Below are 19,270 nucleotides of genomic sequence, written 5' to 3' on the forward strand. Positions count from 1 at the left end.
AGACTCGGGGAGGGTGTCACGTCCGCGTCGAGGTGGCTAGGTTCCCCGATGCGTACAGACGGCTCGGAGACAGCGACCTGAAGTCTGGGCCGCTGGCCGGCCGGCCGGGGAGTTCGGGACGAGGTCGTCGTGACCACCAAGTGCAGCGCGCCGCAGGGTCACCGGTCAGGGACGTCCGCTGAACGCGAGCCTGCCGCCGAGGACGAGCAGGACGGCGCCGACGATGCCGTCCAGCACCGGCTCGAAGAGACGGCGCCCGAACAGCCGGGCCGCCCGGTGCGCGGTGAAGGCGAACACGAAGGTCCCGGTCAGGTTGCCCATGGCCGCGATGAGCGTCAGGCCGATGATGAGCGGGGTGGCCGCCGTGCCGCCGGTCGTGACGAACTGGGGGAGCAGCGCCGTGAAGAAGGCGGCGGCCTTGGGATTGAGCAGGTTGGTGGTCAGCCCCTGCTTGAAGAGCGCCCCGGAGGTCGCCGGAGCCTGAACGGGCACGGGAACGGTCGCCGCGGGACGCGCCGCCCGCCGCCATGCCTGCCAGAGCATGCGAGCTCCGAGGTACCCGAGGTAGACGCCGCCGGCGAGCTTGAGCACGGTGAAGGCGAGCGCGGACGCCGCCAGCACCGCGGCGATGCCCGCGCACGCGGCCAGTCCCCACAGCAGCAGGCCCGTCGCGCTGCCGAGGCCGGTGCGCACGCCGGCGGCCCAGCCGTGGCGCATCGCGTTGCGCACGACCATGGCCGTGTCGGGGCCGGGCGTGATGGTGATCAGCGCGACGATGCCGAGATAAGCCACAAGAGCCTCATGTGTCATATCCCGACCCTATGGGCCTGTGCGGGCTTCGGATCTTGAGATGAGTCGAAGGCTCCGGACCCACCCGATCGCTCCGCGTAGGAGGGTCCACTTCGATGATCGTCGGCTGTGGGTGATCGCTCGATCGACCACAGGTGCGATCACGGAGCTGACGTGCTCAGGACGTACGTGAGTCGCCGATCACCCTCGTCGGTGCGCTCGCCCTGGTGGTGGCACGCGTCGCGGCGGTGTCGTGCCGGTGCTGCGGGCCGAGCACGCGAAGCATGTCCAGCGCCTCGGTGCCGCCGGGCGGCGGGGTGAAGACCCGCAGCCGCTGGTCGGTCGCGGGCGTCGCCAGCACTTCGCAGTCGAGGTCGATCCTGCCGAGCTCGGGATGCGTGAGCCGGTACGGGTGTGACACGCGCACCGCGACCTCGTGCCGGTCCCACAGCGCCGCGAACTCGGCGCTGGCCGCGCGGAGCCGCGTGACGAGTGTGCGGGATGCCGCGTCGTTGCCCCGGCGGGCCGCCGCGGCGCGCAGGTCGGCGACCAGCTGCCGGGCGTGCTCCTCGTGCTCTTCGGCTGCGAAGTGGCTTCGCACGTCCGGTTCGGTGAACCAGCGCAGCACGATGTTGCGGTCCTCCTGGGCCACGGTGCACACGCATCCGAACAACGCCGCCGCCATGTCGTTCTGCGCCAGCAGGTCGCCCAGATCGCTCAGGACCTGGACCGGAACGCTGTCCAGCCGGTCGAGCAGGTACAGCATGCTCGGCCGCAGGTACTCCCCGGCCCGCGCCCCCTCCGGCGGGCGGTGTCCGGCGAGCAGGTACAGGTGGTCCCGCTCGTCGGTGGTGAGCCGCAGCGCGCGCGTCAGCGCGGCCAGCATCTGAACCGAGGGCTGCGGGCTTCTGGCCTGCTCGAGCCGCATGTAATAGTCGGACGACATTCCGGCGAGCACCGCGACCTCCTCGCGGCGCAGTCCTGGCGTACGCCGCCTCGGGCCCTCGATCAGCCCGACGTCCCGTGGAGTCAGCCGTTCCCGGGACCGGCGCAGGAAATCGGCAAGGTCGTCACGGTTCATCACCATATCGGTAGTGATATCACCACTCGTGGAACGCATCCCCGGACCGCCGATCCTAGGCGGACCGCTCCGGTTCTCAGCCGTCGAAGGCGAAGGCATAGTTCTGGTGTGGCCGTCCAAGGCCCAACCGGACGAGGCGGAGCGGTGATCACGTCATGAAGGCAGTGCGGTTCCACGAGTACGGCGGGATCGATGTCCTGCGGGTGGAAGAGGTGGAACGTCCGGCCCCGGGCCCCGGGCAGGTGCTGGTCGAGGTCCGCGCGGCCGGGATCCAGCCCGGCGAGGTGATGATCCGGGAGGGGGCGCGGCACGACCGCTGGCCGGCGAGGTTCCCCTCCGGGCAGGGCAGCGATCTGGCCGGCGTCGTGGTGGAGGCCGGTCCGCAGGTGCGCGGCTTCTCGGTGGGCGACGAGGTCCTCGGCTTCACCCACAACAGAGCGAGCCACGCGGAGTTCGTCGTGGTCGACGACGTGAATCTGGTCTCGCGCCCGGAGGGGCTGCCCTGGGAGGTGGCCGGGTCGTTGTACGTGGCCGGCACGACCGCGTACGCCACCGTGTTCGCCGTCGACCCCGGACCGGCGGACACGGTCGTCGTCTCCGGTGCGGCGGGCGGCGTCGGGTCGCTCGCCGTGCAACTCGCCCGGCGGCGCGGCGCCACGGTGATCGGGCTGGCGAGCGAGCCGAACCACGCCTGGTTGAAGGACCGCGGTGTCGTCCCGGTCAGGTACGGGGAGGGTGTGGCCGAACGGATCCGGCAGGCCTGCGGCGGGAACGTCGACGCGTTCATCGACACCTTCGGCGACGGCTACGTGGCCCTGGCGGTGGAACTGGGCGTGCGGCCCGAGCGGATCGACACGATCCGCGACTGGCGGGCCGCGGCCAAGGTCGGTGCGCGGACCTACGGAGAGGGCGCGGCGGCGTGCGCGGTCGTGCTCGGCGAACTGGCCCGGCTCGCCGCGCGCGGGGAGCTCGAGGTGCCGATCGCCCGCGTCTACCCGCTGGAGGGAGTGCGGGACGCCTTCCGCGAGCTGGAGCGGGGGCACACCCACGGCAAGATCGTGCTCCGGCCCTAGAGCATGTACGGCATGGGAGATCAGAGGGATTCGCCGGAAGGCGACTCGTCCGCCGAGCAGTATGGGCGCCATTTCGCCCCTGTCATACGGGATTAACACCGGCGAAATTCGCCGCCGGGCGCCAAGTAATAGGTTGACGGTGTCGGTCGAGGGTTCCTCTCGACCGTACGCGTGCGCGCACTGCACTGCCGGTCCCTGATCAGGACATGTCCGTCCACCGCACCTTTTCGCCCAGGGATGCGAAATGACCGAATCCAGTGTGTCACCCCCACCCAGCCACGCACCCGACATGGTCACCACTACCGCCACCACAACGACCGTCCCGGCGGCCTCCGGCGAGGACGCCCCGGCCGGTGGCCTGGTCAAGCCCGGCTACGATCCCCGGCTGGCCAACGAGGACCTGGCTCCGCTGCGCCACCAGAACTGGTCCTCCTACAACATCTTCGCCTTCTGGATGTCGGACGTGCACAGCGTTGGCGGCTACGTCACCGCGGGCAGCCTGTTCGCCCTGGGCCTGGCGAGCTGGCAGGTGCTGTTCGCGCTCGTGGCGGGCATCGTCATCGTCAACGTCTTCTGCAACCTGGTGGCCAAGCCCAGCCAGATGACCGGCGTGCCGTACCCGGTCATCAACCGGGCGATCTTCGGCGTGCTGGGCGCGAACATCCCGGCCGTCGTCCGGGGACTCATTGCCATCGCCTGGTACGGCGTGCAGACCTACCTGGCTTCACAGGCGCTCATCATCATCTTCCTGAAGTTCTGGCCTGCCACGGCGGCCCTGAACGACGTGCGCGAGTACGGGTTCCTGGGGCTGCCCGCGCTCGGGTACATCTGCTACGCCATCCTCTGGGTGGCGCAGGCGGCGGTCTTCTGGAAGGGCATGGAGGCCATCCGCCGGTTCATCGACTGGGCCGGGCCCGCCGTGTACGTGGTCATGCTGGTCCTGGCCGTCTACCTGGTGAGCCGGGCCGGATGGCGGAACATCAGCCTCGACCTCTCCCAGGGTGAGGTGCTCGGCTTCGGCGAGTCCATCCCGGTCATGCTGGGCGCCATCGCCCTGGTCGTCTCCTACTTCTCCGGGCCGATGCTCAACTTCGGGGACTTCTCCCGGTACGGGCGCTCGTTCGCCGCGGTGAAGCGGGGGAATCTGCTGGGGCTCCCGGTCAACTTCCTCTTCTTCTCCATCCTGACGGTGATCACCGCCTCGGCCACGGTGCCGGTGTTCGGCGAGCTGATCACCGACCCCATCCACACCGTCCAGCGCATCGACACGCCGTTCGCCATCCTGCTCGGCGGGCTGACCTTCGTCATCGCGACGGTCGGCATCAACATCGTCGCCAACTTCATCTCCCCGGCGTTCGACTTCTCCAACGTCAACCCCAGGCGGATCAGCTGGCGTACCGGCGGCATGATCGCGGCGGTCGGGTCGGTGCTGCTCACGCCCTGGAACTGGTACGGCAACCCCGACGCCATCCACTACACGCTCGGCCTGCTCGGAGCCCTCATCGGGCCGCTGTTCGGCATCCTGATCGCCGGCTACTACGTGTGCTCGCGGCAGCGGGTGTGGGTGGACGAGCTGTTCACCCTCGACCGGGCCGGCCGATACTGGTTCCGCGGGGGGTACAACCCGAACGCGGTCTGGGCGACCGTGGCCGCGGGCGTGCCGGCCATCGCCTCGGTGCTGGCCCCCAAGCTGCTGCTCGACCTCGGTCTGACCACGATCGACCTGACCTGGATCGCCGACTACAGCTGGTTCATCGGCTGCGGGCTGGGCTTCGTGGCGCTGGTCGTGTTCGAGCGGGTCTCGCCCCGCATCACCGGCCTGGACCGCGACCTGGCCGCCGCCTCCGACGGGGCCGCCGCCTCCGACGGGGCCGCCGCCCGAGCGGCCGTCCCGGAGGGCGCGACTCCGGCCGGCCCGTGACCCGCATCCGGGTGATCAACCCCAACACCGCCCAGGCCATGACCGAGTCGATCGGCCGTTGCGCCCGGGCGGTGGCGGGGCCGGGCACGACGATCGTGGCCGTGAGCCCGGCCATGGGCCCCGAGTCGATCGAGAGCCACTACGACGAGGCGCTCGCCGTTCCCGGGCTGCTCACCGAGGTCGCGGCCGGTGAGCGGGACGGGACCGACGGGTACGTCATCGCCTGCTTCGGCGACCCCGGCCTGGACGCGGCGCGCGAGCTGGCGGCCGGCCCCGTCGTGGGGATCGCCGAGGCCGCCATGCACGTCGCGACCCTCGTCGGACGCGGCTTCAGCGTGGTGACCACCCTGTCCAGGACGGCGGGCCGCGCCTGGGACCTCGCCCACAGGTACGGCTTCGCCGCCGCCTGCCGCGGCGTGCACGCCTGCGACATCCCCGTGCTCGATCTGGATCGCCCTGACGGCGACGCCCGCGAGGTGGTCACCAGGCTGTGCGCCGCCGCCCTCGAAGCGGACGGCAGTGACGCGGTGGTGCTCGGCTGCGCCGGGATGGCGGCGTTCTGCGCTGAGATCTCCGGCCGCCTCGGCGTCCCGGTCATCGACGGCGTGACCGCCGCCACCACCCTCGTCGAGTCGCTGGTGCGCCTCGGGCTGCGCACGAGCGCCCGCGGCGAGTACGCGCCGCCCCCGCCCAAGCGCTACTCGGGACCTCTCGGCGGCTTCACCATCCCGGCCCGGGGATGATCTCCGCCGCGCCGCCGGAAACGCCCCATCGTTGCATGTGATCCGTCGGCTACGCCGGCACGCGGTGTGGCCGTGGCGGCCGGATCAGAGGCTCGCGGTGGCGACGTCGAACGCCTCGATCAGGCGTGCCGCGCCGGCCCGGCCGGTGTCCGGGGCGAGCAGGGCGCGCTGGCGTTCGGCACCGGTGCCCGTGCGGGCCAGTGCGGTCAGAAGCCGGTCGACCTCCTCCTCGTCGCCGGTCTCCCGCAGCGCGGGACGGATGCGGTCGAGCATCTCGTCCACGAGCGCGGTGGCGGGCACCCCGCCGCCCGTCTTCGGATGCACGCCGTCGCCGTTCAGCCCGAAGCGGGCGGCGGACCACAGGGCGGCCCGCAGGATCTCGGTGTCGCCGGGGTCGGCGGTGTCCGCGCCCGCCGCCAGCTCGGCGCAGGCGGTGCGCACCAGCGCGCGCGACAGAGCGGCCTGGAGCACCGCCTCGTCCACGGTGGCGGCGACGTCCGCGGCCCTGAGCTCGACGGTCGGGAACCGCGCCGACGGCCTGGCCAGCCAGTACGGGTGCGCTGAGGAGGCCAGCGCGCCGCTGCGGTGCAGCATGGCCGTCACCTGGTCGTAGTGCGCGGCACTGGAGAAGTGCGGGGGGATGTCGGTGGCGGGCCAGCGGGACAGCGCGACGGTGCGCCAACTCGCGTAGCCGGTGTCGGCGCCGTCGCAGAACGGGGAGTTCGCGGAGATCGCGAGCAGGGTCGGCAGCCAGGGCCTGAGCCGGTTGACCACCGCCACCGCCATCTCACGGTCGGCCACGCCCACATGGACGTGCAACCCGCACGTCTCCTGCTGGGTGACGATCAGTCCGTACAGGTCGCGCAGTTCGCCGTACCGCGCCTTCGCCGACACGGTGCGGGGGACGGCCGGAGGGGTGACCGGAGAACCGATGGCCAGGACGCGCAGGCCCGCCTCGGCCGCGGCGCGTCCCAGCCGGGCCCGGCCCCCGGCCAGCACCTCGCGAAGCCCGCCCAGGTCCGTCCGTACGGGGGACACCGTCTCGATCATGGACGCCAGCAACTCGGCCTCGAACCCGGTCGCCGACCCCGTCGGCCCGGCGCCCGTACCCGCCGTCGCGGGGGCGCCTGAGCCGGTCGCCGCCGCCTGCTCGGCGTGCCGGTCGGCCACGTGCGCGGGCTCGCCGGCCCGCGGTCTGTCGAGTACGTCCAGCAGTCGTGCGTTGCCGGGGACGGGGCGGCCGTCCAGGGCGTCGACGACCAGGAACTCCTCCTCGACGCCGAGGGTGACCGCGTCGCCCTCGGCCGGCCGATAGGACCGCGCGAAGCTCACCTACACCGTCCCAAGCCATGAGGGGGACACCACGAAAAACTCGCGACGGCCCGGGCGCCTGCGCGACACGGGCGGCCTGCGGCGCTTCGGCTCGTTCATCGACGCCATTCTAAAACCGCCACCCCTCACCCATGAGCCCCGCAGGGCGATGATCGATGCGCCCCGACATTCCCCGGGCGAGGGGGAACATGTTCGCCCCGCACCGGTTCATGAGTGATCGACGTTGGGGGTGCCGCACGGCGAACGCGCACCACGCGTCTGGACGGGACCACGACGGCCGAGTCGTGATGCCACGCGAAGGGCACGGATGGGCGGCACCTCACATTCCGCCGGACCGGAGAGGTGATTCCTCCGCGCTGCGGGGGAGGTGACGGCGATGGCGACGATTGGGATACAGGACCGGATCCAGCGTCATATCGACACGCTGATCGAGACCGGCGCGGAGACCGGTGTGCAGGTCGCCGTCTATCACCATGGCGCACTGATCGTCGACGCGGTGGCCGGTACGGCCGACCCGGCCACCGGGAGGCCGCTCACCTTCGGAACGCCGATCTTCAGTTTCTCCACCGGCAAGAACGTGGCGGCCGTGCTGGCACATCTGCTCGTAGAGGGTGGTCTCATCGATTACGACACCCCGGTCACGGACCTGTGGCCCGAGTTCGGCGTGCACGGCAAGGCCACGGCGACACTGCGGCACGTGCTGACCCACACCGTCGGCCTTCCGGCCATGCCGCGACAGATCACCCCGCGCGAGCTTTCCGACTGGGCAAGGGTGTGTGAGGCGCTGGCCGCCGCCGAGCCGCGCTGGCCGCCGGGCACCGCCGTCGGCTATCACTCGTACACCTTCGGCCATCTCGTCGGTGAACTGGCCCGCCGCGCGACCGGGCGGCCCATGCGCGCGCTGCTCCGTGAGTGGATCACCGCGCCGCTCGCTATCGAGGGGCAGCTCTACTTCGCCGCTCCCAAGGAGTCGCTCGCGGGGCTGGCACGCCTGGAACAGCAGGCGCGGCAATGGCCTGCCGGCCCTGACGACGGTGCTGCGATCCTCGCACTTTGGGAAAGCCGGCCCAGTGCCGACTTCGGCAACGACGACGAGATCCTGCGCGCCGACATTCCATCAGTGGCCAGCGCCACCGCTCACGGCCTCGCCGCGATGTTCAACGCCGTGCTGCAGGGCGAACTCCTGGACTCCGCGCGGTCGGCGCACCTGTCCGCGCTCGCGTTCGAGGGGACGGACCAGGTTTTCGGCAATCCCTCGCGGATGGCGCTGGGCTTCCCGATCGGCAGGATCGGCGCCCTCGCCGAGGAGAACTCCGTGGCATTCGGATGGCCGGGCGGAGGCGGAAGCTACGCCTACGCCGACCCCGTGCGGGGGGTCGCCTTCGCGCTGACGAAAACCCGGCTCGTCCCGAACTTCGACACCGCCCTGTCGGTCACCGCCATTCTGGCCGACCATCTCGCCGGGACCCGCTGAGCGTTCCTGCGGCTGTGCCGGGATGAGATTCGCGACGATCAGAAGGAGAGAATCATGTCCGCTCACACAGTCGGCGACTCGACCGCGCCGCAGACCGGCCTCGGTCCGTTCTCCTCGCCCGGCGCCTGCCCGACGCCCTGGGAGGAGACGGAGTGGGCACTGCGCCGGATCCAGAAATTCCAACTGTGCACCGTGCGCCGGGATGGCCGCCCGCACGTGACACCGTTGCTGGCGGTGTGGACGCTGGGCGCGATGTGGTTCACCACCGGCGAGAACGAGCAGAAGGCCAAAAATCTTAGCGCCAACCGGCACTGCGCGCTGACCGCCGGAACCGGCACCCTGACCGGCGTGGACCACGTCATCGAAGGCACCGCGAGCCTGGTCACCGACCAGGCCACCAGGGACGCCGTGGCGACCGCCTTCGAACAGGCCTATGGCTGGCAGCTCACCCGCGAGGACGGAACCTGGTACCACCTGGGCGACGCCGTCCGGACCGGCGATGTCCGCCTCTACCGGCTCCAGCCGGACAAGGGCTTCGCCTTCGCCACCGGTAGCGAGTCGTCCGAGACCCGCTACCAGTGGAGCTGAAGGCGCAACGCCGCGACGCCCACGCAGTCGTGCCGTGACCTCCCCGCCGCAGAGTGCTCGGACGTGCCAGGCCACCGGATCGCGATCGCGGGTGACGGCTTCAGCCGTGCGAGGCCGTTCTCCTGCGCATGCCGGCGCGGGGAGGCGTTCGAGCGGATCAGTAGTGGTACTTCGTCACCTGCTTGCGGCGGACGATCATTCGGAAGATCCACAGTGGGAGCCACACGAACAGGCCCCATAAGCCACAGGTGAGGATGGTCAGCACCAGGTGCAGCGTGTGCGACCCGGCGGACAGACCACGCTGTTTGGTCACGATCTTGCGCGGCCCGGGCGGTGGAGGTGGGTACTGCTGCCCTTGATACTGCGGCGGGTACTGCTGATCGTGGTACGGCTGCTGCGGGTGGCCGTAGGGCGGCTGGTCCGGAGGATAGGGGGGCTGGCCCACGCGGTCGCTCTCCATGACTGGATAGTGGTAGTGATCTTTGTGGGACGTGCAGGCGCCGCGGCCGGTTTACCGCGCCCCGCTCCCCGAAATCAGCATGGCCCACCTCGCGAGCAACCGCCGGCGCCCGGCCACGGCCCTGCTCAAGGCGGCTCTGAGACGGGTCAGATCAAGGTCACCAGACGGCGGGTAGCCGTAAGGACTCCTTCACATCTGGGGCTCGCCTGCCTCCGGCCCTGAGGGCGTGTCCTGGGACGCCCTCGCAGGCACAGAAATCTACAACGTAAAGGCGGCGGCCCCGGTCAGCGCTGGGCGGGCTGGAGGTCGGCGACGTGGCGGATCAGGTCGCCGACGTGGACGACGCCCATGCAGCGGCCCACCTCGTCCACCACCACCAGGTCGTCGTACACCCGCGCGGAGTCCTTGCCCGCCACCTGCATGGCGGCGATGACCGGGGTGGTCTTGGGCACGACGCGGGGCGGGTCGGCCAGGCGGTGCGCCGGCTTCTTGGCGTGCAGCGCGTGCCCGTAGGGGCCGGCGATCGACAGCAGGAAGCGGCTGCGCTCCACGCTTCCCCGTGGACGCTGATACTCGTCGACCAGGATGACGCTGGTGATCGACGGTTCGGTGCCGAGGGCCTCCACCACCTCCTCCGCCGTCGCGTGCATGCCCAGCGTCACCGCGGGCATCAGGAACTCCTGGACCCGGGGCCCGAGGTCGATCATCGACGGCTGGGGCTCGGCCGGCACCGGCAGCGGCACGTGCACCCTGCCGTGCGAGGGCCGCCAGTCGAGCGGGGCCAGCAGCGGCCCCTGGGCGAGACGCACCCCCCAGCCGCGCAGCGTCGTGAGCTGCGCCTCGTCGCGCACCTGGGGAGCCAGGACGTGGACGCCCAGGCTCTTGGCCATGTGCGCCACCGCCTCGCCGACGGCGTTGCGCCGCGCGTCGCGGGGCACCCGTTCCATCAGTTCGGGCGAGAGCACCAGCGCGTACGGCGCGGCGTCGGCGATCAGGTCGAGCGGGACGTGAGAGGTGCCGAGGCCGCCGACGGCGACCAGGTAGCCGATGGTCCGCAGGCCGTCGATGCCGGTCAGCAGGGCTCGCCGGTCGCGCGCCGCGACGTCGCCGGTGATCACCAGGATCACCTCGCGGGGGCGGCGGCTGGTGGCGCGCATGGCCTCGTGCAAGGGGGCGAGGGCTCCGGAGCCCTGGACCACCGCGTCCGAGGGCACGGTGAGCAGCAGCGGCAGCAGCGCCTCCTCGCGGGCGGCGGCGTAGGCGGCGGCGACCGTCCCCGAGACGTCCCCCGTGATCCCTATGGAGGCCGCCTCGGCTGCCGCCTCGACGGCGATCACCCCTCCGGTGTCCAGATCGACGATCGGGAAGAAGGCCGCGGTGGCCCGCGGGGCTCCCGGCGTCCCCGGCGGGAACGACCCGAACGACCCGGAAGGTCCGGACGGTCCGGACGGTCCGGACGGTCCGGAGTAGAAGCCCGGATGGCCCCCGGAGCCCGTGGGGCTGGAGGTGGGGAAGCCCGGGTGACCCCCGGTACCGGAAGTGACGAAGTCCGAATGCCCCGGGGTGTCGGTGGTGGGGAAGTCCCGGTGACCCGCGGAACTGGAGGTGACGAAGTCCCGATGACCTGGGGTGCCGGACGCCGGGAAGTCCGGATGACCTGTGCCGGGCCCGGGGTGGGACGGATGTCCTGCGGGGCCGGAGGCCGGAAAGCCCGGGTACGTCGCCGGCGGCGTCGCGCCGGGATGTGGGGACGCGGGCGCGGGATGTCCCGGGGGGACCGCCTCCGGGCCGCCGGGGGCGGCTCCGTGGCGGCCGGGGGAGGGGGCGCCGGGAGATCCCGGTGAAGCCGGAGGGGCCATCGAGGCTCCCGGGGATGCGTCGGTATGGGTGGCGGTCGCCAGGATCGAGGCGGCCGGGGAAGAGGTTCTGAGGACCGTCACCCATGGATTGTGCTGCGGTTTCATCACCTCAAGGCACGCTGGAAGGCGGAATTCACGGATATTTCCCCCACTGTTGGAGGGAAGGATTTCTTTACCGACAGCCGGAAGCGCTGTCACACCCCGTAGCCAAGATCCCGTTTCGGGTGCCCCATCTTCGCCGGTTCCTCGCCGTCCGCGTGCGTGGTCCTTCGTCCTGTACTGTCGCTGGTCATGGCGGGACGACCGGCGGCGGGCGGGGGGCGATGGGTGTCGGTCGCGCCCGAGCGCCTGGAGGGATGGCTGCGCGGGTTCGCCGAGCGGCACGGCGCGAGCGAGGCGGCCTTGCGGTACGAGGCCACGGCGGTCCCGCGCGGCGAGGTGGTGTGCCTGCGCGCCTCTGACGGCGCCGTCGCCGAACTCCACGTCCCCTTTCCCCCGTTCACCGCGCCACCCTCCGCGAGTGTGCCGCCCGAGACGTCCGCCGCGCCACCCTCCGCGGGTGTGCCGCTCGAGACGTCCACCGCCGAGGCGGAGGACGTTCGCGGTGAGGGCCTCCTCGCGGCCCTGGTCGCGCACGCGACGGCCGAGCGGGTGATCGGTGTCCTGCTCGTGCGGCTCGGCGGGCACGCGGCGGGCGTGTTCGAGGGACGGCGGCTGGTGGCCTCCAAAGTGGGCTCGCGCCTGGTGCACGGGCGCAGTGCCGCTGGAGGCTGGTCGCAGCAGCGCTTCGCCCGCCGCAGGGAGAAGCAGGCCGGCGAGGCGTCGCAGGCGGCGGCCGACGTGGCCGCGCGGGTGCTGGTGCCGCGGGTGGCGGCGCTGGACGCGGTCGTCCTCGGGGGAGATCGGCGCGCCGTGGACGCCCTGCGCGCGGACCGGCGGCTCGCGCCGCTCTTCGCCCTGGAGGCCGGGCCCTTCCTGGACGTGCCCGATCCGCGGCTCGCCGTGCTCCAGGACACCCCCAAGAACTTCCGCGCCGTCCGCGTCCGCCTGCTGGACCCCGCGGGCTGAGCCCAGGCCTCCGCCGTCCGCGTCCGGCCGCTCGATCCCGTGGCCGCCCCGTCCGCGTCCGGCCGCTCGAACCTCTGGCCTCCGCCGTCCGCGACGGTGGGCGCAGGGCCCTGACCAGCGCTTACCGGCAGAACGGCGGGCCGGGACCTCGGTCCCGGCCCGCCGCTACGACGCGTCCTGCCCAGCGTGGGCCGGGATCAGGTGGCGGTGCAGGTGACGGTGGCCCCGGCGCCGGTTCCGTTGCCCTGGAACCCGAGGCTGGTGCTCTGCCCGGCCGACAGCCGCGCGTTGTAGCTCTGGGGGCTGATGGTCACGGTGCCGGTGGTGCCGGAGTTGACGCCGTTCCAGATGGAGGTGATCGTGACTCCGGAGGGCATGGCGAGGGTGAGCCTCCAGCCGTTGATCGCGGCGCCGCCCGCGGTGACCTTGAGGGCGGCGACGAACCCGCCGCTCCATTGGCTCTCCACCGCGTAGGTCGCCGAGCATCCTCCGGTCCCGCCGCTGGGCGACGGAGAAGGTGACGGGGAGGGCGAGGGCGACGGGGACGGCGAGGGGGACGGCGAGGGCGAGGGCGACGGGGAAGGAGAGGGGGTGCCGCCGTCGAGCGTGAGGTTCTTCTGCTGGACCTGCCACTGGGTGTTGCACAGGCCGCAGTTGGGGCCGACGAAGTTGGCCCCGGCCGTCGTGTCGCCCTTCAGCCGCCACTTGAGGTACAGCACCGCCACGCGGCCGAACTCGCCGCCGTTGGTCTGGCCGTAGGTGCCGCCGTGCCCGACGTTCAGATTGCCCATGAAGGCGGGCAGCCCCGACGGCAGCTTGCCCCAGTCGTCGATGGCGTTCGGGTAGGCGATGTCACTGGTCCCGCCGATGAAGTAGGCGATCGGCTTGGTCAGCCGGCGGAGCTGGTAGTCGTCGGAGTCGTTCAGCAACCCGCTGCTGAAGATGGTGGTCGTGGTGACACGCGAGTCGTTGGAGACGGCGTAGGCCTCCAGGCCACCGCAGGAGTAGCCCCCTACGGCGATCTTGGTGGTGTCGAGTTTGCCGTAGTACTTACTGCCCTGGCGGCTGTTCTCCGCGACCGCCCAGTCGATGGACTGGGTGAGCATCTGGGACGTCGTCGAACCCGAGGCGTTCGGGCCGCCGCTGGCGATGGCGAGGAACCCGTACGAGGCGATCTCGCGGAGGAAGTTCTGCTGCGAGAGCCCGTTGGCGGAGCAGCCGCCGTTGCCCCAGACGAAAATGGGGAGTTTTTCGGACGGGAGGGTTCCGGGCCGGTAAATGGTGTGATTGGACAGGCCGGTGGAGGTCTCGTAATCAGCCGGATAGGGGCCTGAACCGCCGACCGCCGCGACGGCGGTCGGCGTCATGGTGAGCGCCACCATTCCGGCGCATATCGGGGCGACCGCGGCCGCCAGTACCGCGCTGATGATCGAGCGTTTTCTCATTTAGCCCTCCGAAGGCGTGACAACGGCGCTCTGTGTCGGATGTGGCATACGCGGCGGACGCCGGCGGGAGCCCGGCAACGGCACGGCCGACTCCCGCCGCGCCGGGCCGGCCGGCGCCGGACCGAGTCCGCGGATCGATACGGCGAACCATCGGCTGCCGGTCGCTCTCGTGTCAGCCGCGATGAGCCGATGGGCAATGCGCAGTTACTATCACTGCGGCGAATAAAAGTGTCAAGCGACCGCGTTCAGCCGGTCGGGCGGTGTGCGCGCGGGCCGGAAACGCCCCTGGCGCGATCGGCATCCGGGCGGCCGCCGGTCGTCCGAGTGAGTGAAAGTTTCCTTTAACCGTCCCTGCGGGCCGGGGCGGAAACAAAGTTTTCCGACGCCCGGAAGTGGGTGATCCACGATGCGGCGTCCGGCCAGTACGGCGTCGTGACCTGGACCAGCCGCACCTCGGCGAGCGTGCCGAGAGCGGAGTGGATCTCCAGCATGAGCTCCCTGGCGGCCTGGCGGGGCCACGGTGCCGGCAGGAGGTGCTCGGGGAGGTCCGGGTCGATGTCGGGGAACCTCCGCCAGGAATCCATGACGGAGGTGCGGGCCACCAGCGCCCGGGTCGCGTCGACCTGCCCGTCGCGGACGGCCGCCCGCAGGTCCGAGTACCGCGCGATGAAAGCGTCGTAGGCCGAGGCGAGGCCGGCCAGGTCGTAGGCGGCGGCAGGGCCGTGCGGGCCGGCCTCCGCGTCGAAGCGGGTGTGCATCACCGACCAGCGGCCACCGTCGACCCCGTCCATGATCTCGTGCAGCGCCTTGGTCGCCGGACCCGCGTCGGATCCGGGCCGGATCCACACACTGTCGTACAGCCGGGCGAAACCCAGCGCCCCCAGAGCCCTGCGGACCGCGTGCCGCGGGGCCTGGCCGGACTGGGGGATCGAGAAGGAGACGGTCACCCAGTCGCCGGTCCACCGCGGCGGGCGTGCGCCGAAGCCGAGGAAATGATCCATCCGGGCGCGATGCCTGGCGATCGCCTGAGAGGTGAGGTGGTACACGGGCGGCCGTCCGGATCCCCGCACGGCGATCAGGCCACGCCTGGTCAGCCGGGACAACGCGGCCCGCGCGCTGGACTCGCTGATGCCGAACTCCCCGAGCATCGCGACCACCGCCGCCGACGGAAGGTTCGCCTCCGAGGAGTCGAGGTACTCGCCGAGCAGGGTCGCCAGAAGGTGCTGCGGGTTGGGGCCGGCCTGCGCCCGCGGGGCTCCGACATCCTCCGAAGGCACGTGGGCGCTCACGTCATCAGCTTGCCGCACGGCGACGTCCCTGCCGAACGACTCCGCCCTCGCGCCGTCGGCCTCGCGTTCGTCCCGGCGAGCTCAGGGCCCCTTGCATATACGCGTTTCCCGCGGCGGCCGCACGTCGGGACCCGTCACAGGCTTGTGCTGATCGCGCCGGCGACGCGGGCGGTGGTGTCGGCGAGCCGCGGCAGCGGATGCGACGCTCCGACCAGCGCGTAGAGGGCGGCCACCGTCTCGCCCGCCGCGTCGTGGAGGGGGGCCGCCACGCAGCGCACGAGCGGCATGAGCTCCCCGCGGTCGTAGGCCACGCCCGTGTCGCGGATGTCCGCGAGCTCCCGGCGCCCGCTCCCCGGCGGCAGGGCCAGCGATCTGCCCACCGGAGTGCAGGCCAGCAGGACCCTGCCGGCCGCGGTCGTCCAGCACGGCGACGAGGTGCCGGGCACGATCGGCGCCAGATGCCGCATCTCGCCGGCCACCGCGTCGATCACCATGGTGTGCCCGTGCGACAGGACGCAGACCCCCACCGTCGCTCCGGTCATCCGGGCGAACCGCCGTAGGGGGCGCTGCACGGCCTGGCGCAGCGCCGGACTCGCGCGCCAGGCCCCGGCCAGCCGGTGCACGCGCTCGCCGACGCGGTACCTGCCGCCGGACTTCTCCACCGCGCCCAGATCGGTCAGCTGTTCCAGCAGGCGGTACGCGGTCGCCTTGGGCAGGCCGCTCTCGGCGGCGATCCGCGTCAGACCGGCCTCGCCGGTGCGTTCGAGGACGTCCAGGAGGGTGAAGGCGCCTTCCAGCACGCCACGCCCGGCCGTCACCGGCCCGTTCGCGGAGTCCGCGCCGACTGAAGCCGTCATGGGCGAACAGTACGGCGCGTGACCGCCATGTACCAGTCTTGTCACCGAAACCGTCTCAAAAGGAGGCGGCGGGCCGGCGACCCGGTGGGCGGACCGCTGGGCGGACCGGGGAATCGGCGGGCGCGCGGACCATCAACCCCGCCGCAGGCAGCCCGTACACTAGGCCTATGCGCACTCCCGATTGATCGGCGCACTCACGAAGCGGGCCGAGCCGCGTGGCGGCCCCGCCGCGTTCCCGGTATCCACCGTCAGCACGTCCTTCGACCTTGTTCCCCGCTCTGGGAGTGTTCCCTCATCATGATCATCGCGTCCGACATCGAACTGCGCGCCGGTTCCCGCCTGCTCATCGAGGGGGCCTCCTTCCGCGTCAACCCCGGCGACCGCATCGGCCTGGTGGGCCGCAACGGCGCGGGGAAGACCACGCTCACCAAGGTGCTGGCCGGCGAGGGGCTGCCCGCCGCCGGCACGGTGACCACCACCGGCAGCGTCGGCTACCTCCCCCAGGACCCGCGCACCGGAGACCTGTCGGTGCTGGCCGCAGACCGCATCCTGTCGGCCCGCGGGCTGGACGAGGTGCTGCGCGAGCTGCGCCAGGCCGAGATCGGCATGGCCTCCGACGACTCCCGCGTGCGCGACCGCGCCGTGCGCGCGTACGGCCGCCTGGAGGACCGGCTGCACGTCCTCGGCGGGTACTCCGCGGAGGCCGAGGCGGCCTCGATCGCCTCCAGCCTGGGCCTGCCCGACCGCGTGCTCAAGCAGCCGCTCCAGACGCTGTCCGGCGGCCAGCGGCGGCGGGTGGAACTGGCCCGCATCCTGTTCAGCGGAGCTGAGACTCTCCTGCTTGACGAGCCGACAAACCACCTCGATGCGGACTCAATCGGGTGGCTTCGTGATTTTTTACGATCACACCAGGGCGGTTTGATCATTATTAGCCACGATGTCGGGCTTCTTGAAGCGACGGTCAACCGGGTCCTGCACCTCGACGCCAACCGCGGCGTCATCGACACCTACAACGTCGGCTGGACCACGTATTTGGCCCAGCGCGAGAGCGACGAGCGGCGCAGGAAGCGCGAGCGCGCCAACGCCGAGCGCCAGGCCTCCCAGCTGCTCTCGCAGGCCGACCGCATGCGCGCCAAGGCCACCAAGGCCAAGGCCGCCCAGGACATGGAGCGCCGCGCCAAGCGCCTGCTCGCGGGCGTGGAGGAGGAGCGGCGCTCCGACAAGGTCGCCAAGCTGCGCTTCCCCGACCCGGCGCCCTGCGGGCGCACGCCTCTGACGGCCACCGGCCTGTCGAAGTCCTATGGCTCGCTGGAGGTCTTCACCGACGTGGACGCGGCCGTCGACCGGGGCAGCCGCGTGGTCGTGCTCGGCCTGAACGGCGCCGGCAAGACCACGCTGCTGCGCATGCTCGGCGGCCTGGAGAAGCCCGACTCCGGCCAGATCCACCCCGGCCACGGCCTCAAGCTCGGGTACTACGCCCAGGAGCACGAGACGCTGGACGCCGGCCGCACGGTGCTGGAGAACATGCGCTCGGCGGGCTCTGACGTGCCCGACGTGACGCTGCGCAAGGTGCTCGGCTCGTTCTTGTTCTCCGGGGACGACGCCGACAAGCCGGCCGGCGTGCTGTCGGGAGGCGAGAAGACGCGCCTGGCCCTGGCCACGCTGGTGCTGTCGAGCGCCAACGTCCTGTTGCTGGACGAACCCACGAACAACCTCGATCCCGTTAGCCGCGATCAAGTACTTTCAGCGCTAAGATCCTATTCTGGGGCAATTGTCCTGGTTACGCATGATGAGGGTGCCGTTGAGGCCCTACAACCAGATAGGGTGATCTTGCTACCAGACGGAGTCGAAGACGCTTGGAGCGATGAATTTTCCGATCTTGTGGCACTTGCCTGATCTTAATTTGAGCGGGTACGGATCTTTTCCCATGGAGTAGGTAGCCGATCCGGCTGAAATGACTGATCATGGCGTGAGTAACGCTGCGGAAGTCTGGCACTACAGGAGGTACTCGTGGCCGAGACTCTCAAGAAGGGCACCCGGGTGACCGGGGCCGACCGTGAAAAACTGGCCGCCGATCTCAAGAAGCGGTATGCCGCGGGTGAGAGCATCCGCGCGCTCGCCGCGTCGACCGGCAGGTCATACGGGTTCATCCACCGCATCCTCAGCGAGTCCGGCGTGACTCTGCGGGGGCGCGGGGGCGCCACCCGGGGCAAGTCCAAGCGCTAGCGGACGCCTCGGATACGCGCGACCGCAGCCGCTCGTGCCGTTCAGCCGAAGCCCGTCCCGCCCGCGCCGGTAGAATCTCATTCTGGAACCTGCAGTGGGTTCGGGCGTGACGGGACAGTGAGGCATGGGGACGGAGCGGGCGATGGCGGAAGCGGTGACAGGGGGGAGTGCGGCGGACACCTCGGCGAGCGAGGATGCCGAGCCGGGCACGCATGGAGCGCTGACGCGCGCCGGAGGGGTGCGTGGCGAGGCTGAGGGAGCCCCTGACAGCGAACAGCTCGCGGAGATCGGTCTGCGCTTCGAGGTGGACGGCGAGATCGCGACGATCACACTTGACCGGCCCGAGCGGCGGAACGCCCAGACGTTCGCCACCTGGTCCGCTCTGGCTCAGATCGGCACAACGTTGCCTGAGCAGGTGCGCGTCGTCGTGGTCCGAGGCGAGGGGCCGTCCTTCTCAGCCGGCATAGACGTGCGGCTGTTCACGCCCGAGGGTGTCTCGGGGCAGGGGTCGTTCGCGTCCGCGGCCGCGCTCGACGGCGGGACGATCGACCAGCGCATCAGGGAGTTCCAGGAGGGCTTCCTGTGGCTGCGCCGCCCCGACATCGTGTCCATCGCGGCCGTGCACGGGCACGCGATCGGGGCCGGATTCCAGCTTGCCCTGGCCTGTGACCTGCGCGTCATCGCCGAAGACACCAAATTCTGCATGAAAGAGCCCGCGCTCGGGCTCGTCCCCGACCTCACCGGCACCAAGCCGCTGGTCGATCTCGTCGGCCTGTCCCGCGCCGTGGAGATCTGCCTGACCGCGCGCGTCGTCGAGGCCGGCGAGGCGCTGCGGCTCGGCCTGGCCGAGCGCGTCGTCCCCGGGGACGAGCTTCAGGCGGCGACGAAGGAGCTGGCCACGTCCCTGCTGGCGACCGACCGTGACGCGGCGGCGGCGACCAAGCGGCTGCTGCAGGGGGCGTCCGGCCGCACGTTGGAGGAGCAGGCGGCGGCCGAGCGCGCCGAGCAGCGGACACGCATCAAAGCGCTGTTCGGGGGCGTCCGTCAGGCGTGATCGTTCGCCTT

At 71.3% G+C, this 19,270-nt stretch carries 17 protein-coding genes; 9 read left to right on the forward strand and 8 right to left on the reverse strand.

Annotation, left to right across the window (positions count from 1 at the left end; genetic code table 11):
* Positions 1-165: 165 nt before the first annotated feature.
* Together ABZT47_RS22095 and ABZT47_RS22100 are read right to left on the reverse strand one after the other, a co-directional pair.
* A complete protein-coding gene (locus ABZT47_RS22095) occupies positions 166-810 on the reverse strand; it encodes a LysE family translocator (protein WP_354844991.1) in 645 nt (214 codons plus the stop codon).
* A 157-nt stretch (positions 811-967) separates the two neighbouring features.
* Positions 968-1,870: a helix-turn-helix transcriptional regulator gene (locus ABZT47_RS22100; RefSeq protein WP_354844994.1), complete on the reverse strand. Its 903-nt coding sequence runs from the start codon at positions 1,868-1,870 to the stop codon at positions 968-970.
* Positions 1,871-2,025: 155 nt separating this feature from the next.
* Here ABZT47_RS22100 and ABZT47_RS22105 point away from each other — a divergent pair, with 155 nt between their 5' ends.
* From ABZT47_RS22105 to ABZT47_RS22115, 3 genes are all read left to right on the forward strand, one after another.
* Positions 2,026-2,943: an NADP-dependent oxidoreductase gene (locus tag ABZT47_RS22105; RefSeq protein WP_354844997.1), complete on the forward strand. Its 918-nt coding sequence runs from the start codon at positions 2,026-2,028 to the stop codon at positions 2,941-2,943.
* Between the two features lie 244 nt (positions 2,944-3,187).
* Positions 3,188-4,864, forward strand: coding sequence for an NCS1 family nucleobase:cation symporter-1 (locus ABZT47_RS22110; RefSeq protein WP_354845000.1), 1,677 nt, complete (start codon positions 3,188-3,190; stop codon positions 4,862-4,864).
* Entirely contained in the window at positions 4,861-5,607 is a 747-nt protein-coding gene (locus ABZT47_RS22115; RefSeq protein ID WP_354845003.1) for an aspartate/glutamate racemase family protein, read from the forward strand. Before ABZT47_RS22110 ends, ABZT47_RS22115 begins: the two co-directional genes overlap by 4 nt.
* An 84-nt stretch (positions 5,608-5,691) precedes the next feature.
* Here the strand turns inward: ABZT47_RS22115 and ABZT47_RS22120 are convergent, their stop codons facing one another.
* Entirely contained in the window at positions 5,692-6,939 is a 1,248-nt protein-coding gene (locus ABZT47_RS22120; protein ID WP_354845005.1) for a glutamate--cysteine ligase, read from the reverse strand.
* Positions 6,940-7,315: 376 nt separating this feature from the next.
* Here ABZT47_RS22120 and ABZT47_RS22125 point away from each other — a divergent pair, with 376 nt between their 5' ends.
* Together ABZT47_RS22125 and ABZT47_RS22130 are read left to right on the forward strand one after the other, a co-directional pair.
* A complete protein-coding gene (locus ABZT47_RS22125; protein ID WP_354845008.1) occupies positions 7,316-8,413 on the forward strand; it encodes a serine hydrolase domain-containing protein in 1,098 nt (365 codons plus the stop codon).
* Positions 8,414-8,467: 54 nt separating this feature from the next.
* The gene (locus ABZT47_RS22130; RefSeq protein WP_354845011.1) at positions 8,468-9,001 is read left to right on the forward strand and encodes a pyridoxamine 5'-phosphate oxidase family protein; all 534 of its coding nucleotides are present in this window, start codon (positions 8,468-8,470) and stop codon (positions 8,999-9,001) included.
* Positions 9,002-9,158: 157 nt separating this feature from the next.
* On the opposite strand, the gene ABZT47_RS22135 is transcribed toward ABZT47_RS22130, so the two are convergent.
* Entirely contained in the window at positions 9,159-9,461 is a 303-nt protein-coding gene (locus ABZT47_RS22135) for a hypothetical protein (RefSeq protein WP_354845013.1), read from the reverse strand.
* Positions 9,462-9,745: 284 nt separating this feature from the next.
* The gene (locus tag ABZT47_RS22140) at positions 9,746-10,798 is read right to left on the reverse strand and encodes an EAL domain-containing protein (RefSeq protein WP_354845016.1); all 1,053 of its coding nucleotides are present in this window, start codon (positions 10,796-10,798) and stop codon (positions 9,746-9,748) included.
* A gap of 813 nt (positions 10,799-11,611) precedes the next feature.
* Between ABZT47_RS22140 and ABZT47_RS22145 the strand changes: the two genes are divergently transcribed.
* Positions 11,612-12,388: an acVLRF1 family peptidyl-tRNA hydrolase gene (locus ABZT47_RS22145; protein WP_354845019.1), complete on the forward strand. Its 777-nt coding sequence runs from the start codon at positions 11,612-11,614 to the stop codon at positions 12,386-12,388.
* A gap of 197 nt (positions 12,389-12,585) precedes the next feature.
* On the opposite strand, the gene ABZT47_RS22150 is transcribed toward ABZT47_RS22145, so the two are convergent.
* The 3 genes from ABZT47_RS22150 to ABZT47_RS22160 form a co-directional block, all read right to left on the reverse strand.
* Positions 12,586-13,833 (reverse strand): cellulose binding domain-containing protein, encoded by a 1,248-nt coding sequence (locus ABZT47_RS22150; protein ID WP_354845022.1) that lies wholly within the window; start codon positions 13,831-13,833, stop codon positions 12,586-12,588.
* Between the two features lie 341 nt (positions 13,834-14,174).
* On the reverse strand, positions 14,175-15,122 hold the full coding sequence (locus ABZT47_RS22155) for a PaaX family transcriptional regulator C-terminal domain-containing protein (RefSeq protein WP_354845024.1): 948 nt from the start codon (positions 15,120-15,122) through the stop codon (positions 14,175-14,177).
* Positions 15,123-15,256: 134 nt separating this feature from the next.
* Complete coding sequence (locus ABZT47_RS22160) at positions 15,257-15,979, reverse strand: helix-turn-helix domain-containing protein (RefSeq protein WP_354845027.1); 723 nt, start codon at positions 15,977-15,979, stop codon at positions 15,257-15,259.
* A gap of 297 nt (positions 15,980-16,276) precedes the next feature.
* Between ABZT47_RS22160 and ABZT47_RS22165 the strand changes: the two genes are divergently transcribed.
* From ABZT47_RS22165 to ABZT47_RS22175, 3 genes are all read left to right on the forward strand, one after another.
* Complete coding sequence (locus tag ABZT47_RS22165; RefSeq protein ID WP_354845030.1) at positions 16,277-17,875, forward strand: ABC-F family ATP-binding cassette domain-containing protein; 1,599 nt, start codon at positions 16,277-16,279, stop codon at positions 17,873-17,875.
* Positions 17,876-17,989: 114 nt separating this feature from the next.
* Positions 17,990-18,205 carry a helix-turn-helix domain-containing protein gene (locus ABZT47_RS22170; protein WP_093173121.1) on the forward strand — a complete coding sequence of 72 codons (216 nt, stop codon included), beginning with the start codon at positions 17,990-17,992 and terminating at the stop codon, positions 18,203-18,205.
* A 142-nt stretch (positions 18,206-18,347) separates the two neighbouring features.
* Positions 18,348-19,259 carry an enoyl-CoA hydratase/isomerase family protein gene (locus ABZT47_RS22175; RefSeq protein WP_354845035.1) on the forward strand — a complete coding sequence of 304 codons (912 nt, stop codon included), beginning with the start codon at positions 18,348-18,350 and terminating at the stop codon, positions 19,257-19,259.
* Positions 19,260-19,270: the final 11 nt, after the last annotated feature.

It is taken from the genome of Sphaerisporangium sp. NPDC005289 (assembly GCF_040607455.1).
GTDB classification, from domain to species: domain Bacteria; phylum Actinomycetota; class Actinomycetes; order Streptosporangiales; family Streptosporangiaceae; genus Sphaerisporangium; species Sphaerisporangium rhizosphaerae.

Bases quoted from the DNA above. Each gene is read 5' to 3' on its own strand.
- ABZT47_RS22095 (WP_354844991.1), bottom strand. From the start codon at position 810: ATGACACATGAGGCTCTTGTGGCTTATCTCGGCATCGTCGCGCTGATC.
- ABZT47_RS22100 (WP_354844994.1), bottom strand. From the start codon at position 1,870: ATGAACCGTGACGACCTTGCCGATTTCCTGCGCCGGTCCCGGGAACGG.
- ABZT47_RS22105 (WP_354844997.1), top strand. From the start codon at position 2,026: ATGAAGGCAGTGCGGTTCCACGAGTACGGCGGGATCGATGTCCTGCGG.
- ABZT47_RS22110 (WP_354845000.1), top strand. From the start codon at position 3,188: ATGACCGAATCCAGTGTGTCACCCCCACCCAGCCACGCACCCGACATG.
- ABZT47_RS22125 (WP_354845008.1), top strand. From the start codon at position 7,316: ATGGCGACGATTGGGATACAGGACCGGATCCAGCGTCATATCGACACG.
- ABZT47_RS22130 (WP_354845011.1), top strand. From the start codon at position 8,468: ATGTCCGCTCACACAGTCGGCGACTCGACCGCGCCGCAGACCGGCCTC.
- ABZT47_RS22135 (WP_354845013.1), bottom strand. From the start codon at position 9,461: ATGGAGAGCGACCGCGTGGGCCAGCCCCCCTATCCTCCGGACCAGCCG.
- ABZT47_RS22145 (WP_354845019.1), top strand. From the start codon at position 11,612: ATGGCGGGACGACCGGCGGCGGGCGGGGGGCGATGGGTGTCGGTCGCG.
- ABZT47_RS22150 (WP_354845022.1), bottom strand. From the start codon at position 13,833: ATGAGAAAACGCTCGATCATCAGCGCGGTACTGGCGGCCGCGGTCGCC.
- ABZT47_RS22160 (WP_354845027.1), bottom strand. From the start codon at position 15,979: ATGACGGCTTCAGTCGGCGCGGACTCCGCGAACGGGCCGGTGACGGCC.
- ABZT47_RS22165 (WP_354845030.1), top strand. From the start codon at position 16,277: ATGATCATCGCGTCCGACATCGAACTGCGCGCCGGTTCCCGCCTGCTC.
- ABZT47_RS22175 (WP_354845035.1), top strand. From the start codon at position 18,348: ATGGCGGAAGCGGTGACAGGGGGGAGTGCGGCGGACACCTCGGCGAGC.